Raw genomic sequence first — 16,010 nt, forward strand, 5'->3', positions numbered from 1 at the left:
ATTCCGTCTCGTCCCAATCCGGTTCCGGCCATCACTGCGCCGGCTGATCGCCGGGCGCGTCTGACGCGCTGCACGTCGTGAGCCGATCGGGCCTCCACCAGGAGAACACCATGGCTTTTGTTGCGGTACTGACTAATTGGTGCGCACGGCACCGCCCGACCCCCCAGGAGTGGGCGGACCGCTACGTGTCGCGGATGCCGATCGGCGTGCTGGCCGCTCCCGGCACGCGGTCGCCGGGCGGTGTGCACCACCGGCGCTGATCGGTCCGCGCCCCGTCCTGTCATATCGACGGTCTGAGTCGCCCTACGCCTTTGGGCTCGACTCTCGCACAGACAGTGAGAATTCGATGACTTCACTTTCCACGCAGCAGCACGGCCTGCCCGACGCGGCCGGGCAGGCCGTGCTGGACTCCGCGCACGCCGGCGACATCGTCGGCGCGTTCGGCCGGATCCGCCACGACGGCACCGGCAGCCGCTGGCGGCGCCTGCGCACCCTGATGGTCATCACCGGACCGGGGCTGATCGTCATGGTGGGCGACAACGACGCCGGCGGCGTCGCGACCTACGCACAGGCCGGTCAGAACTACGGTATGGCCCTGTTGTGGACGCTGGTGTTCCTGATCCCGGTGCTCTACGTCAACCAGGAGATGGTGCTGCGGCTCGGCGCGGTCACCCGGGTGGGGCACGCGCGGCTGATATTCGAGCGGTTCGGCAAGTTCTGGGGTGCGTTCAGCGTTGGGGACCTGTTGATTCTCAACGCTTTGACGATCGTCACCGAGTTCATCGGGGTGGCCCTGGCCCTGGGCTACCTGGGCTGCCCCAAAATCGTCGCGATCCCCGCCGCCGCCGTGCTGTTGTTCGCCGTGGTGGCCGGTGGCTCGTTCCGGCGGTGGGAGGCGCTGATGTTCGGGCTGATCGCGGTGAACGTGCTGATCGTTCCGATGGTGCTGCTGGTGCATCCCACCCTGGCGGGGACCGCCGGGGGGCTGGTGCCGCGGTTCCCGGGTGGCCTGAACTCCACCGTGCTGTTGCTGACCATCGCGATCGTGGGCACGACGGTGGCGCCGTGGCAGCTCTTCTTCCAGCAGTCCAATGTGGTGGACAAGCGCATCACGGCACGCTGGATTCCTTACGCGCGCGCCGATCTGGTCATCGGGATCGTCGTGGTCATGGTCGGCGCCACCGCGTTGATGGCGGTGACCGCGTTCGGGTTGGCCGGCACGGGCGAGTTCACCGACGCGGGAGCCGTCGCCGCGGGCCTGTCCCGCCACCTCGGCGGCACGGTGGGGGTGCTGTTCGCGATCATCCTGCTCGACGCGTCGCTGATCGGCGCGAACGCCATCGGGTTGGCCACCACCTACGCCGTGGGCGACGCGATGGGACGGCGGCACTCGCTGCACTGGAGGGTCAGTGAGGCGCCCCTGTTCTATGGCGGCTACGCGCTGCTGCTCGCCGTGTCGGCGGCGGTGGCGTTCAGCCCCGATCACGTGCTCGGCCTGGTGACCCAGGGCGTGCAGGCGCTCGCCGGCGTCCTGCTGCCCTCGGCCACGGTGTTCTTGGTCCTGCTGTGCAACGACCGCGCGGTGCTGGGTCCGTGGGTGAACACGGTGCGGCAGAACATCATCGCGTGGGCCATCGTGTGGTCGCTCGTGCTGCTGTCGCTGGCCCTGACGGCGACGACCTTCTTCCCGGGCTTGTCCACCACCACGATCGAGGCCGGCCTCGCGGGCGGCGCGGTGCTGGGCGTCGCCGTCGGAGCCGCCGGGATCGTCGCCGGCCGGCGGTACACCGCCCGGCGCCAGGCCGAAGCCGTCGTGCGGGCCCTCGGCGGTGGCCTGGACCCCGAGCAGGTCGACCAGCTCGACGGCACCCCGCTGCTCTCGCGTGCCGAACGCCGCGCGGTGCTCCGGCAGGACCGGATGAACTGGCAGACACCCGAATTGGCCGCGCTGGACCGGCCCACCATGTCGCCGGTCCGGCGGATGGGGCTGTTCACCCTGCGTGCCTACCTGGTGGTGGCCGTCGTGCTGGTGATCGTCAAGGTCGTGCAGGCCGGCATCGTCGCGCCCGCCGCGTCACTGTGAGCCACCGGGCAGCAGAACGATTTTGCCGCGGGTGTGCCGCCTCTCGAGTTCTGCGTAGGCGTCCGCGACCCGGTCCAGCGGATAGGTGGCGGCGATCTCGAAGTCGATGGCGCCGGCGGTGATCAGGCCGGCCATCTCGGCGAGCACCTCCGGTGTGGAGGCGTCCATGCTGCCCTCGGTCCGGGCGCCGATCTCGGCGGCCTTCTGGAACGAGATGATGGTCTCGATGCGCTCCGGTGCCACACCGAGGTCCACCGCCAGGTCGAGGTAGTCCGGGCCGAACAGGTCGATGAACGCGTCGATTCCGTCCGGTGCCGCCGCCCGCAGCCGCTCCGCCAGGCCGTCGCCGTAGGCGACCGGGATGACGCCGTGGTCGCGCAGCCATCCCGCGTTCCCGGGCCCCGCGATGCCGAGCACGACGGCCTTCCGCAGGCCCAGCAGTTGCACGACCAGGCTGCCGACCCCGCCGGCGGCCGCCGACACGGCGACCGTCTCCCCCGGCCGCGGCGCGACCGCGCGGACGGCCGCGTACGCGGTGACACCGGCGACATACAGCGAACCCGCCACCTCCCAAGCTAGTTCGGCCGGCTTGTGGATCAGTTGATGCACCGGCACCGCGGTGTGGGTGGCGTGACTGGACCGGCGCAGGCTGAAGCCCAGCACCTCGTCGCCGACGGCGAATTCGGTCACTCCGGGTCCCAGCGCGGTCACCACGCCGGCGAGGTCGCTGCCCTGGCCCGACGGGAACGTCGCGGGGAACATCTCGTGCATCGCCCCGGTGCGGATTCCGGCCTCGCCGGGATTGATCCCGGCGGCGCGGACTTCGACCACCACCTCGCCCGGCCCCGGCGACGGCATGTCGATGTCCGCCACGTACAGGACGTCGCGGCCCCCGTAACGGTCGAACCGCACCGCGCGCGCCATCGCGCCCCCTTCCCGGCGAAACCGGCCTTTGGCGCCAGCATAGGTCGTGATCCGGTACCCACCGCCGGGCATGCCGCGTATGTTCATAAGCTGGCCTGTTCGCGCCGGCGTTTCGCTGCAGCGTCAGGCGCCGCATCGACAGGGGTTTCTCGACGGGGAAGGAACGCCATGCAGACCGCCCGCAAAGCCGCCACCGGCTGCGCGCTCGCGCTCGTGGTGGGCGCGGCGGCCGCCGGGTGCGGAAACCACCAGACCCCTTCGGCGCCGACCTCGTCGAGCACGACGACGTCATCGGCCGCGCCGACCTCGTCGGCCGCGCCGGGCACGGTGACGAGCCCGCCGCCGGGACAGCAAACGGATTACAGCGTGCTGCTCATCAAGCCGGCCGACATCGGGCCCGATTTCAGCGCTCCCCAACCTCCCGTGCTGAACCCGGACAACGGCCTCGGCGTTGCGCAGTTGTTCGTCAACGCCGACAACAGCAGGCGGGTCGGGGACTTCATCTTGATCCTCGCGGACCCCGCGGCGGCGGCGGCCGGTGTCGAGAACACCAAGAAAAACTACGCGGGCAAGGTCAGCGGCACGTGGCAGCCGGTCGACGTCGGCTCCCACGGGGCCATGATCTCCGGCGCCTCGGGCACCGCGCCCGACAACGCCAAAGCGGTCACCGTGCTGCTGTTCACCGAGGGCAACGCGCTGGTCAACATGGAATTCGACAGCCCTCCGGATGCGCCGATGGATCGGGACGCCGTGATCGACATCGGCCGCAAGCAGGACGCCGGGATCAAGGACCAGCTGCCCGGTTGACCGGGCGGCTCGGCGACGGGCGCGGACGGACTTCGGCCCCAACGGCATTGGCGGGCTGAGTTTGCCGGGACCCACCGCCTACCTCGGCCGGCCCCGCCCCGACCCGGGACCACGCCGGCGTCAGGCCACGACGGTGATCGGATCGCCGACGTTGACGGTGTTGAAATACCAGGCGGCGTTGTCGGGGCTGAGGTTGATGCAGCCATGGCTGACGTTGGCGTAGCCCTGCGAGTCGACCGACCACGGCGCCGAGTGCACGTAGACGCCGCTCCAGGTGACCCGGACCGCGTAGTAGGCAGTGATCTTGTAGCCCTCGGGGGAGCTGAGCGGGATGCCGATGGTGCGCGAGTCCATCACCACGCTGCGCTGCTTTTCCAGGGCGGTGAAATGCCCGATCGGCGTGGGCCGGGTGGGCTTGCCCATGGACGCCGGCATGGTGCGCAGCACCTCGCCGTTCCTGCTGACGGTGAAGGTGTGCGCGGAGATGCTCGCGACGCCGACCACCGCGTCACCGACGTCGAAGCCCGTCGTCAGCGCCTGCACCCCCACCGAGACGTGGCTGTGGGCGGGCCAGTACCGGTCCGGCGCCCACTGCACGACGTTGTCGCGGGGCCACTCGAAGTGGCCGGGCACGGTACTCGCCGACGACACGTGGATGGACCGCTGGGCGGCGGCACGGTCGGAAACCGGCGCGGCGAACGTCACCACCACGGGATGCGCCACCCCCACCACCGCCCCGTCGGCGGGCAAAATCGAGGCGACCCCGGGAGCCGGTTCGGGCGCCGGAACCGCGGCCACGCTGCGCGGCGCGGAGCCCACCAGACCGGTCGTTGTGATCGTCGTTGTGATCGCCACCATAACAAATAGATAACGAACCCCTCGACGCATAGCGTCCGCCCTCCGAGATGGTGCGACCAACACAACGACATTCTAGTTGTTGACTACCCGATGCCGGTTTCAGCAAACGATGACGCATTACTGCGGTGTGCGGATCACGATCCGGTCCCCCCTCGGGCGCGATTTCGTCACCGAGCGGTGCACGGGTTTGCCGGGGCGCCGCGGGATTAGCCGACGCGCGGGCGACGCGTTAGCCTCGGCGAAGCGTTGCCCGGAGGCCAGGAGGTGCGGGTGCTCTTCCGTCAGTTGGAGTACTTCGTCGCGGTGGCGCAGGAACGCCACTTCGCCAGGGCGGCCGAGAGGTGCTACGTCTCGCAGCCCGCGTTGTCCTCGGCGATCGCCAAACTGGAGCGTGAACTCAACGTCACGCTGATCAACCGTGGACACAGCTTCGAGGGCCTGACCCCCGAGGGCGAGCGGTTGGTCGTGTGGGCCAAAAGGATTCTCGCCGAACACGACGCCTTCAAGGCCGAGGTGCACGCCGTGCGGTCGGGCATCACCGGGACGCTTCGGCTGGGCACCGTTCCGACCGCCTCGACGACCGCGTCGTTGTTGCTCTCGGCTTTCTGCTCGGCGCACCCGCTGGCCAAGGTCCAGGTGCTGTCCCGGCTGGCGGCCACCGAACTGTACCGGCGCGTGCGCGAGTTCGAGCTGCACGCCGCCATCGTGCACGCCGCGCCCGACGAAGCGCGCGACGTCGACCTGGTCCCGCTCTACGAGGAGCGCTACGTGCTGTTAGCACCCGCGGACATGTTGCCCTCCGGTGCGACGACGCTGACGTGGCCGGAGGCCGCGCAGTTGCCGCTGGCGCTGCTCACCCCGGACATGCGGGACCGGCAGATCATCGACGACGCCTTCGCCGGCCACGCGATGGCCGTCACCCCGCAGGTCGAAACCGATTCGGTGGCTTCGCTGTTCGCGCAGGTGACCACGGGCAACTGGGCGTGCATCGTGCCGCACACCTGGCTGTGGACCTCGCCGCTGAACGCCGAGATCCGCGCGGTCGCCATGGTGGACCCGGTGGTGAAGGCCGAGATCGTGCTCGCCACGAACTCCGCCGGGCCCGGCTCGCCGATCGCGCGCGCGTTGGCCGCCTCGGCCCAGGAGCTCGCACTCGACGAGTTCTTCGACGCCCAGCTGCTGGGCCTCACGCACCGGCGCTGAGCTTGGCGGCCGGCGCGGCAGCGCTGGTCGGGTTCAGCCTTGCCAGGTGGCCACTTTCGACGCCGGCCGACGGGTCGAGTTCGCAGTCGATGATCGACGGGCTACCGGCGGCGATCGCCGCGGTCAGCGCCGAGCGCAGTTCGTCGGGCGTGGTGACGTGATACCCCTTGCCGCCGAACGCCTCTGCGATCAGCTCATGGCGCGCCCGCGCGTTGAGCACCGTGGGCGCCGGATCGCTGCCGGCCGGCGCCTCGTCACCGCGGTAGACGCCGCCGTTGTTGAGGATCACCACGGTCACCGGAAGCTGATAGCGGCAGATGGTCTCGACCTCCATGCCGGAGAAGCCGAATGCGCTGTCGCCCTCGATCGCGACCACGGGCTTGCCCGTCTCGACCGCGGCGGCGATCGCGTAGCCCATGCCGATGCCCATCACCCCCCAGGTTCCGGTGTCGAGCCGGCGGCGCGGTGTCTGCATGTCGATGACGTTGCGGGCCAGGTCCAGCGCGTTGGCACCCTCGTTCACCACGTACACGTCCGGGTTGTCCTGCAGCACGGAGCGAATCGCACCCAGCGCGTTGTAAAATCGCATGGGGTGCGGGTTTTCGGACAGGAGCTCCCGCATCTTGGCTTCGTTGCGCGATTTACGCTCGGCCAGCTCCTCGACCCATTGCGCCGGCGCGGTGATCGGGCGTGCGAGCGCACCGTCGCGCAGCGCCGACACCACCGAACCGATGTCGCCGGCCAGTGGCGCCGCGATCGGCTGGTTGCTGTCGAACTCCGAAGCTGCGATGTCGACCTGGATGAACGCGGCATCGGCCGACCACTGCGGCGCCGCGCCGTGGCCCAGCAGCCAGTTCAGCCGGGCGCCGACGAGCAGCACCGTGTCCGCGCGCGAGATGGCCAGCGAGCGGGCCGCCGCGGCGGACTGCGGGTGCGAGTCCGGCAGCAGTCCCTTGGCCATCGACATCGGCAGGAACGGAATGCCCGTGTCCTCCACGAAGTTCCGGATCGCTTCGTCGGCCTGGGCGTACGCAGCACCCTTGCCGAGCACGATCAGCGGGCGCCGGGCCCGGGCGAGCAGGTCCAGCGCGCGCTCGACCGCGTCCGGTGCCGGGAGCTGGCGCGGCGCCGGGTCCACCACCCGCCACACGGTGTGCGCCGCGGCGGCCGCGTCCATCGTCTGGCCAAGCACCTCACCGGGGATGTCGAGGTACACCCCGCCCGGCCGGCCGGAAACCGCGGTGCGTACGGCGCGCGCGATCCCGCGGCCGATCTCCTCGACGCGGGCGATCCGGTAAGCCGCCTTCGCGAAAGGCTTTGCGGCGCTGAGCTGGTCGAGATCCTGGTAGTCGCCGCGCTGCAGATCGACCAGCGCGCGATTGCTGGAACCCGAGATCTGGATCATCGGGAAGCAGTTCGTCGTGGCGTTGGCGAGCGCGGGCAGGCCGTTGAGGAAACCGGGCCCCGACGTCGTCAGGCAGACACCCGGACGCCGGGTGAGGAACCCGGCCGCCGCGGCGGCGTTGCCGGCCGACGTCTCCTGGCGGAAGCCGATGTAGCGGATCCCGGACGCCTGCGCGACGCGGGCCAGGTCGGTGATCGGGATGCCGACGATCCCGTAGACGGTGTCGACGCCGTTGGCCCTGAGCGCATCGACGACGAGGTGGAAGCCGTCGGTCGAACGCGTCGACTCCGGAGATGCCGAATCGGTGGTCATGGTGGCAACTCCTCGTGTCCTGGTGGTCGTTGGGGTCCGTGATCACTGTGTTCCGCGGGGCCGGAGTCGTCCAACACTAAGCCGCTATCCAGCGATTCACGCAATTTATCGACGGCGTTCGAGGGCTGGTCACCCCCGCTCGATAGCCATCGGTTATCAATTGTGAGGGCATCGGTATTAGACGGCCGCCGCGGCGGCGCGGCAGGGTGCGAGCAGGAATTTCGCGGCCCGGCGAGGGCCCTCGAGGAAGGGACATGGCGATGGGGACTGAGTCGACCGAGGCATCCGCGAGCCCGCGCATCGCCGACCTGGTCGCGGCGGCGGCGGCCGCGCACCCGGAGGCGCCGGCGCTCGTCGTCACCGAGGACCGCATCCGGGTCAGCTACCGCGACCTGGTCGGACTGGTCGACGACCTGGCCGGCCGGCTCGGGGCGGCCGGGCTGACGCCCGGTGACCGGGTCGCGCTGCGCGCGGGGAGCAACGCCGAATTCGTCGTCGGCCTGCTGGCGGCGTCGCGCGCGGAGCTGATCGCCGTCCCGCTGGACCCGGCCCTGCCCGTCGGCGAGCAGCGGCGGCGCAGCGAGGCGGTGGGCGCGCGGGTGGTCCTCGTCGACGGGGACGTGCCCGACGAGCGGGAGTCGGCGCCGGGGTGGTGGCCGATCGCGGTGACCGTGGGGCCCGACCGCGGCCCGGAGGTCGACCTGGACGCCGCGCAGGCTTGCGGCGCGCCTACGCGGGCGCCCGAAGGGCTGCGGGGCGACGACGCCATGATCATGTTCACCGGGGGAACGACCGGCCTCCCGAAGATGGTCCCGTGGACCAACGCCAATCTCGCGGCCTCGGTGCGCGCGATCGTCGCCGGCTACGGTTTCGGGCCCGACGATGCGACCGTCGCGGTGATGCCGCTCTACCACGGGCATGGGCTGCTCGCTGCGCTGTTGTCGACCCTGGCGTCCGGGGGTGCGGTGTTGCTGCCGGCACGCGGGCGGTTCTCGGCGCACACGTTCTGGGACGACATCGACGCCGTTCGGGCCACCTGGTACACCGCGGTCCCGACGATTCACCAGATCCTGCTGGAGCGCGCCAAGACCGATCGGCAGCAGACCGAAAAGGCCGCGCTGCGGTTCATCCGCAGCTGCAGCGCCCCGCTCACGCCGGAGACGGCGCAGGCGCTGCGCGACACCTTCTCCGCGCCGGTGGTGTGCGCGTTCGGCATGACCGAGGCGACCCACCAGGTGTCCAGCACGGGAATCGACGAACGCGAAAACCCGTCCGAGACACCGGGTCTCGTCGGCCGTTCGACCGGACCCGAGATCAGGATCGCCGGGCCCGACGGTCAGTCGCTGGAGGCCGGGGCCGTCGGCGAGGTCTGGCTGCGCGGCCCCACCGTCGTGCGGGGCTACCTCGGCGATCCGGCGATCACCGCGGCAAACTTCACCGACGGTTGGCTGCGCACCGGCGACCTGGGGTCGCTGTCGGCGGCCGGCGACCTGAGCATCCGCGGCAGGATCAAGGAGCTGATCAATCGCGGCGGGGAGAAGATCTCACCGGAGCGGGTCGAGGCCGTCCTGGCCAGCCACCCCGGTGTGCTGGAGGTCGCGGTGTTCGGCATGCCCGACAAGGTGTACGGGGAGACCGTGGCCGCGGTGTTCGTTCCCCGGCAACTCGCCGCGCCGGCCCCCGACGAACTGGTGGCGTTCTGCCGGGAGAAGCTGGCACCCTACGAGGTGCCCACCACCTTCCAGGAAGCCGGGGAGTTGCCCCACACCGCGAAGGGCTCGCTGGACCGCCGCGCCGTGGCCCGGCAGTTCGGCCCTCAACAGGGGTAGCCCGCCGAGCGCGAGCGTGCGCAGAATGTCAGCGGTGGCGGCGTGTCGCCGTCGCGACACGCACGCTCGCGGTCTAGGGGGTGGCTGAGGACACCGTGCCCCAGGCCGCCCGGGCGCCGGAATCGCCGATGCGGTAGGTCTGGATCAGCGTCGCGGCCGCGGCGACGACCACCAGCACCCCGACCACCGACTGCGCCACGAGGCTGACCGCCGTTCCGCGCGTCTGGCGGACATGGACGGCGGCCAGCAGCGCGACGGTGGCCAGCAGCGCCGCGACGATGTAGATGAACGTCGAACCCAACTGCTCGTGCGCGGCCAGCACGGGCACCGCGGCGGGCGCGGCGCGCACCCGCGCCGCCAGCCACGCGCCTGCGCCGGCGGTCACCGGGGTCAGGGCCACCGTGGCCACCGCCAGCAGGACGACGAGCCAGATCAGCCGCCGGCGCGCCGCCGGCCACAGCGCGCACAGGATCGCCAGGACCGCCGTCAGCGGTGCGAGAACGACGACGAAATGGTTCAGCAGGATATGGGCGGGAAGTCCGTTGAATGTCGACATGCCTTGTCAGACAGTAGCCGCCACCTTTGCGGCCGCCGATTCCGGCATCGGTTCGTAACGGGCGAACGACCGGGTGAACGACGCGGCCCCGTGCGCCAGGGAGCGCAGATCGATGGCGTAGCGGACCAGCTCCACCTGCGGCACCTCGGCGTGCACGATCGTGCGGTCGCAACCGGCCTCGGTGCCCAGGACCCGCCCGCGCCGGCTCGACAGGTCGCCCATCACCGCGCCGACGAAGTCGTCGGGCACCAGCACCGAGATCTCGTCGATGGGTTCGAGCAGCGCCACCCGGGTCGCCGCCGCCGCCTCCCGCAACGCCAGCGCGCCGGCCGTCTGGAACGCGAAGTCCGAGGAGTCCACGCTGTGCGCCTTGCCGTCGAGCAGGGTGACGCGGATGTCGACCACCGGATAGCCGGCGTGCACACCCTTTTCCATCTGGGTGCGCACACCCTTCTCCACGCTGGGGATGAACTGGCGCGGCACCGCCCCGCCGACCACCTTGTCGAGGAACTCGAACCCGGAGCCCTCCGGCAGCGGCTCCACCTCGATGTCGCACACCGCGTACTGGCCGTGCCCACCCGACTGCTTGACATGGCGGCCCTGGCCTTTGGCCTTGCCGCCGAACGTCTCCCGCAGCGGGATCCGGACGTCGACGGTGTCCACGGTCACGCCGTAGCGGTTGGCCAGCGCGTCCAGGACCACACCGGCGTGGGCCTCGCCCATGCACCACAACACGATCTGGTGCGTCTCCGGGTTCTGCTCGATGCGCAGTGTCGGATCCTCGGCGGCCAACCGCCCCAACCCGACCGACAGCTTGTCCTCGTCGGTCTTGGCGTGCGCCGCGATGGCGACCGGCAGCAGCGGTTCGGGCATCGTCCAGGGCTTGAGCACCAGGGGCTCGGACTTGTCCGACAGCGTGTCGCCGGTCTCGGCGCGGCTCAGCTTGCCGATCGCGCAGATGTCGCCCGCGACCGCCGCCTGCGCCGGGCGTTGCTGCTTGCCCAGCGGAAACGACAGCGCCCCGACGCGCTCGTCCTCGTCGTGGTCGGGGTGGGTGCTGCCGTTCCCGTTGCCGGCGCCGAAGAACGACGCAAAATGGCCCGACACGTGAACCGTCGCGTCGGGCCTGACCGTGCCGGAGAACACCCGGACCAGGCTGACCCTGCCGACGTAGGGGTCCGACGTCGTCTTCACCACCTCCGCGAGCAGCGGCGCGTCGGGGTCGCAGGCCAGCGTGGTGTGCGGGGCGCCCTGCGGGGTGAACACCTCCGGCAGCGGGTGCTCCATCGGGGAGGGGAAGCCGCGGGTGATGATCTCCAGCAGTTCCTGGGTTCCGACGCCGGTCCCGCTGCACACCGGGATCACCGGGAAGAACGACGCCCGGGCCACGGCCCGCTCGAGGTCCGCGATGAGCACGGCCTCGTCGATCGTCCCGCCGCCCAGATAGCGCTCCATCAGGGACTCGTCCTCGGACTCCTCGATGATCCCCTCGATCAGGGCGCCGCGGGCGCTCTCGATGCGGTCGGTGTCCGACGGGTCCGGCGGGTGGGCCGTGCGCCGCCCGTCCGCGTAGTCGTAGCAGGTTTGCGACAGCAGGCCGATCAGGCCGGCGCAGGCCGGCAGGGAGCCGGGCAGGTACAGCGGTAACACCTTGTCGCCGAACGCGTCCTGTGCGGCGGCCAGCGCCTCGGAGTAATCGGCCCGCGCGTGGTCGAGCTTGGTGATCACCACCGCGCGGGGCATGCCGACCCGGCTGCACTCCTGCCACAGCAGCTTCGTCGGCGCGTCGACCCCCTCGTTGGCGGCGATGACGAACAGCGCGCAGTCTGCCGCCCGCAGTCCGGCCCGCAGTTCGCCCACGAAGTCGGCGTATCCGGGGGTGTCGACGAGGTTGACCTTGATGCCGTCGTGCGACAGGGACGCGACGGCGACGCCCACAGACCGCTGCTGGCGGATCTCGGCGTCGTCGTAGTCGCACACCGTGGTGCCGTCTGTGACCGAGCCGGCCCGGGACAGCACCCCGGCCGCGACGAGCAGGGCTTCGACGAGGGTGGTCTTGCCGGCCCCGGACGGTCCGACGAGCACGACGTTGCGAATGTCGCCCGGGCCGGTGGCGGTGGGGGCGGCCGTCGCGCCCTGGGAACCGTTCGTCCTGTCCGCCATGGCTTCCCTCCGAATTTCCCGGGTCGCTTACTGCCGTACACCTATCTCGGTATCTAGCTACCCTTCACCCAACCACCAGGGACCACAAGAGCCCGGGACGAATCGTTGACCGGCCCGCGCCGGGCGTGCTCAGGCCTGCCAGCCCGACCACCGCTGAACCGTGACCGCGATGACGGGGCCGTCCAACGAAACCGTTTGGTACTGGTGGTATTTGGCGCGCAGTAGCCGCCGTCCGGCGTCCATCGCCGGGCCGTCGTCGTGGACGGCGGCGACCCCGTCGGCCCGGACCCACCACAGCCGCGTCCAGTCGTCGGTGTAGTGGTCGACGAGCAGGCTCACCCGCGGGTGCTTCTCGATGTTGGCCAGCCGCCGCAGCCGCCGGGTGGTTTTGGGTTTGCCGTCGACGGCGGTGTACACCACGTAGCCGCCGGCGCCGTCGTCGAGCGCGAAAACCACCGGCACCAGGTGGGGGAGGCCCTCGGGTGTGATCGTGGCAAGCCGGGCCACCGGGGAGCGGGTGAACCTGGCCCTGGCGTCGAAATCGCCCACCGTCTCAGCTTAGAGGCACCGGGACCGATCGCCGACCCCGCGGCCGGGGCGGCCGCGCAGCAAACCGGCGGGTTCTCGCCGCGGCCGGCTCGGGCCGGCGTCCCCACCGCGGTTACGCCGACCGCGAAACCCTGACGAGCGCCTGAATGACGATCTGCATTACGGTTATAAATACAAAGTCGTCCCGCCTCAGAGCCGGAGGCCGGGGCGATTTCTGATTCTCGGCTACAGGAGGTACGGATGAGCAAAGGGCATCACCGCTCGGTCTGGTGGTCATGGTTAGCCAGCGTGCTGGCCGTGGTCGGCCTGGGCCTGGGCCTGGGCGCGGTGCCCGCGTCGGCCGCACCTCCCGGGTCGTCCACCCCCGCGCTGGATCGGATCGCCGACCGCCCCATGCTCGCGCTCGACCCGGCGGCGCTGGTCGCGCAGGTCGGGCCGCAGGTGGTCAACATCAACACCAAGTTCGGCTACAACAACGCGGTGGGGGCCGGCACGGGGATCGTCATCGACCCCAACGGTGTGGTGCTGACCAACAACCACGTGATCGCCGGCGCCACCGACATCAGCGCGTTCGACGTCGGCAACGGCCAGACCTACGGCGTCGACGTGATCGGCTACGACCGCACCCAGGACGTCGCGGTGCTGCAGCTGCGCGGGGCGGCCGGCTTGCCGACCGCCGCGATCGGCGGCGGCGCCAACATCGGCGAGCCGGTGGTCGCGATGGGCAACGCCGGCGGACAGGGCGGAACGCCCAGCGCGGTGGCCGGCCACGTCATCGGCCTCAACCAGACCGTCGACGCCACCGACACCCTGACCGGCGCCCAGGAGACGCTGGGCGGTCTGATCCAGGCGGACACGCCGATCAAGCCGGGCGACTCCGGCGGGCCGATGGTCAATGGCAACGGCCAGGTGATCGGCATGAACACCGCCGCCACCGACAACTACAAGATGTCCGGCGGGCAGGGCTTCGCCATCCCGATCGGCCAGGCGATGGGAGTGGCCGGCCAGATCCGCTCCGGTGCCGGCTCGAACACCGTGCACATCGGCCCCACGGCCTTCCTCGGCCTCGGCGTCGTCGACAACGGCGGCAACGGCGCACGGGTCGAACGCGTGGTCGGCGACGGCCCCGCCGCGGGGGCGGGCTTCGCGCCGGGCGACGTGATCACCTCGATCGACGGTGCCCCGATCCGCGGGGCCACCTCGATGACGGACGCTCTCGTCCCGCATCACCCGGGCGACAACATCACGGTGAGCTATCGCTCCGTGTCGGGCGGCGACCGCGAGGCTGTCGTGACCCTGGCGGACGGCCCGCCGGCCTGACACCCGTCCGGGGTGGTGCCCGCCGTCCAATCCGCTTGCCGCCCGGCGTGGTTCGCCGCGGCGTCGCGGGCGTGATTCCCGGCGCGCCGCCTCGGGTACCCGTGGCATCGTGGAATTGATGAACGACACACGAGACGCTGTCGAACACCATCCCGCAGAGGGCAGCCACGTCCAGGGCGGCGTGGTCGAGCACCCGAACGCAGAGGATTTCCGCAACGCGGCGGCACTGCCGGCCGACCCGACCTGGTTCAAGCACTCCGTCTTCTACGAGGTGCTGGTGCGCGCGTTCTACGACGCCAGCGCCGACGGGGCGGGCGACCTGCGTGGGCTGCACCAACGGCTCGACTATCTGCAATGGCTGGGCATCGACTGCATCTGGCTGCCCCCGTTCTACGACTCGCCGCTGCGTGACGGCGGCTACGACATCCGCGACTTCTACAAGGTGCTGCCCGAGTTCGGCACCGTCGACGATTTCGTCGCGCTGCTCGACGCGGCCCACCGGCGCGGCATCCGGGTCATCACCGACCTGGTGATGAACCACACCTCGGATTCGCATCCGTGGTTCCAGGAGTCGCGCCACGATCCCGACGGGCCCTACGGCGACTACTACGTGTGGAGCGACACCAGCGAGAAATACACCGACGCGCGGATCATCTTCGTCGACACCGAGGAGTCGAACTGGACGTTCGACCCGGTCCGCCGCCAGTTCTACTGGCACCGGTTCTTCTCCCACCAGCCGGACCTCAACTACGACTGCCCGGCGGTGCAGGAGGCGATGATCGACGTCATGCGCTTCTGGCTGGGTCTCGGGATCGACGGGTTCCGGCTGGACGCGGTGCCATACCTGTTCGAGCGCGAGGGCACCAACTGCGAGAACCTGCCCGAGACGCACGCGTTCCTCAAGCGAGTCCGCAAGGTCATCGACGACGAGTTCCCCGGCCGGGTGCTGCTCGCCGAGGCCAACCAGTGGCCGGCCGACGTCGTGGAGTACTTCGGCGATCCCAGCACCGGCGGCGACGAATGCCACATGGCGTTCCACTTCCCGCTCATGCCGCGCATCTTCATGGCCGTCCGGCGGGAATCGCGGTTCCCGATCTCGGAGATCCTCGCCCAGACCCCCGAGATTCCCGAGATGGCCCAGTGGGGCATCTTCCTGCGCAACCACGACGAGTTGACGCTGGAGATGGTCACCGACGAGGAGCGCGACTACATGTACTCCGAGTACGCCAAGGACCCGCGGATGAAGGCCAACGTCGGGATTCGTCGCCGGCTGGCGCCCCTGCTGGACAACGACCGCAACCAGATCGAACTGTTCACCGCGCTGCTGCTGTCGCTGCCGGGATCGCCGGTGCTGTACTACGGCGACGAGATCGGCATGGGTGACGTGATCTGGCTGGGCGACCGCGACGGGGTGCGCACCCCGATGCAGTGGACACCGGACCGCAACGCCGGGTTTTCCGCCGCCAACCCGGGCCGGCTCTACCTGCCGCCCAGCCAGGACCCGGTGTACGGGTACCAGGCCGTCAACGTCGAGGCCCAGCGTGACACGTCGACATCGCTGCTCAACTTCACCCGCACGATGCTGGCGGTGCGCCGGCGGCACGACGCTTTTGCCATCGGGAGCTTCGAAGAACTGGGTGGATCCAACCCGTCGGTGCTGGCTTTCGTGCGTCAGGCGGCCGATGATGGCGACATCGTGTTGTGCGTCAACAACCTGTCGCGGTTCCCGCAGCCCATCGAGCTGAACCTGCAGCACTGGAGCGGCTACACACCGACGGAGCTGACCGGGCACGTGGAGTTTCCGCGGATCGGTCACCTGCCCTACCTGCTGACGCTGCCGGGACACGGCTTTTATTGGTTTCAACTGTGCGCATCGGAGGAAAGGCATGACCCACACCGCCGCGACGATGCAGAGCGGAGCGATGAGGAGGAGCGGCGGTTGTGAGTGTGCCGCGACGATGCAGAGCGGAGCGATGAGGAGGAGCGGCGGTTGTGAGTGTG

Annotated in this window: 13 protein-coding genes; 7 read left to right on the plus strand and 6 right to left on the minus strand. The window is 70.3% G+C overall.

Annotated features, from left to right (window positions below; all coding sequences use genetic code 11):
- Positions 1-110 precede the first annotated feature (110 nt).
- Positions 111-260 carry a hypothetical protein gene (locus AC2VOR_RS03580; protein ID WP_369741230.1) on the plus strand — a complete coding sequence of 50 codons (150 nt, stop codon included), beginning with the start codon at positions 111-113 and terminating at the stop codon, positions 258-260.
- Between the two features lie 86 nt (positions 261-346).
- The gene (locus AC2VOR_RS03585) at positions 347-2,083 is read left to right on the plus strand and encodes an NRAMP family divalent metal transporter (protein ID WP_486963209.1); all 1,737 of its coding nucleotides are present in this window, start codon (positions 347-349) and stop codon (positions 2,081-2,083) included.
- Here AC2VOR_RS03585 and AC2VOR_RS03590 read toward each other — a convergent pair.
- Complete coding sequence (locus AC2VOR_RS03590; RefSeq protein ID WP_369741810.1) at positions 2,075-3,007, minus strand: NADP-dependent oxidoreductase; 933 nt, start codon at positions 3,005-3,007, stop codon at positions 2,075-2,077. The two genes, AC2VOR_RS03585 and AC2VOR_RS03590, sit on opposite strands and share 9 nt — an antisense overlap.
- Before the next feature lie 168 nt (positions 3,008-3,175).
- Between AC2VOR_RS03590 and AC2VOR_RS03595 the strand changes: the two genes are divergently transcribed.
- Entirely contained in the window at positions 3,176-3,814 is a 639-nt protein-coding gene (locus tag AC2VOR_RS03595) for a hypothetical protein (RefSeq protein ID WP_486963210.1), read from the plus strand.
- A gap of 120 nt (positions 3,815-3,934) precedes the next feature.
- On the opposite strand, the gene AC2VOR_RS03600 is transcribed toward AC2VOR_RS03595, so the two are convergent.
- Complete coding sequence (locus AC2VOR_RS03600) at positions 3,935-4,702, minus strand: L,D-transpeptidase (RefSeq protein WP_369741227.1); 768 nt, start codon at positions 4,700-4,702, stop codon at positions 3,935-3,937.
- A gap of 240 nt (positions 4,703-4,942) precedes the next feature.
- Between AC2VOR_RS03600 and AC2VOR_RS03605 the strand changes: the two genes are divergently transcribed.
- Entirely contained in the window at positions 4,943-5,875 is a 933-nt protein-coding gene (locus AC2VOR_RS03605; RefSeq protein WP_369741809.1) for a LysR family transcriptional regulator, read from the plus strand.
- Here the strand turns inward: AC2VOR_RS03605 and oxc are convergent.
- Positions 5,859-7,592: an oxalyl-CoA decarboxylase gene (gene oxc / locus AC2VOR_RS03610; RefSeq protein WP_486963211.1), complete on the minus strand. Its 1,734-nt coding sequence runs from the start codon at positions 7,590-7,592 to the stop codon at positions 5,859-5,861. The genes AC2VOR_RS03605 and oxc overlap by 17 nt on opposite strands.
- Positions 7,593-7,846: 254 nt before the next feature.
- On the opposite strand from oxc, the gene AC2VOR_RS03615 reads away from it, so the two are divergent.
- Positions 7,847-9,421 carry a FadD7 family fatty acid--CoA ligase gene (locus AC2VOR_RS03615; RefSeq protein ID WP_369741225.1) on the plus strand — a complete coding sequence of 525 codons (1,575 nt, stop codon included), beginning with the start codon at positions 7,847-7,849 and terminating at the stop codon, positions 9,419-9,421.
- Between the two features lie 73 nt (positions 9,422-9,494).
- Here AC2VOR_RS03615 and AC2VOR_RS03620 read toward each other — a convergent pair whose 3' ends face one another.
- The 3 genes from AC2VOR_RS03620 to AC2VOR_RS03630 all read right to left on the minus strand — a co-directional run bounded on the left by AC2VOR_RS03620 (position 9,495) and on the right by AC2VOR_RS03630 (position 12,689).
- Positions 9,495-9,977, minus strand: coding sequence for a hypothetical protein (locus tag AC2VOR_RS03620; RefSeq protein WP_369741224.1), 483 nt, complete (start codon positions 9,975-9,977; stop codon positions 9,495-9,497).
- Between the two features lie 6 nt (positions 9,978-9,983).
- Positions 9,984-12,140: an elongation factor G-like protein EF-G2 gene (locus tag AC2VOR_RS03625; protein ID WP_486963212.1), complete on the minus strand. Its 2,157-nt coding sequence runs from the start codon at positions 12,138-12,140 to the stop codon at positions 9,984-9,986.
- A 129-nt stretch (positions 12,141-12,269) separates the two neighbouring features.
- Positions 12,270-12,689, minus strand: a complete 420-nt coding sequence (locus AC2VOR_RS03630) for a TIGR03668 family PPOX class F420-dependent oxidoreductase (protein ID WP_369741222.1) — start codon at positions 12,687-12,689, stop codon at positions 12,270-12,272.
- 240 nt (positions 12,690-12,929) lie between these two features.
- Between AC2VOR_RS03630 and AC2VOR_RS03635 the strand changes: the two genes are divergently transcribed.
- Together AC2VOR_RS03635 and treS are read left to right on the plus strand one after the other, a co-directional pair.
- Positions 12,930-14,009 carry a S1C family serine protease gene (locus AC2VOR_RS03635; RefSeq protein ID WP_369741221.1) on the plus strand — a complete coding sequence of 360 codons (1,080 nt, stop codon included), beginning with the start codon at positions 12,930-12,932 and terminating at the stop codon, positions 14,007-14,009.
- Positions 14,010-14,127: 118 nt separating this feature from the next.
- Positions 14,128-15,954 carry a maltose alpha-D-glucosyltransferase gene (gene treS, locus AC2VOR_RS03640; protein WP_369741220.1) on the plus strand — a complete coding sequence of 609 codons (1,827 nt, stop codon included), beginning with the start codon at positions 14,128-14,130 and terminating at the stop codon, positions 15,952-15,954.
- The last annotated feature ends 56 nt before the right edge of the window (positions 15,955-16,010 follow it).

It is taken from the genome of Mycobacterium sp. TH-M103 (assembly GCF_057473785.1).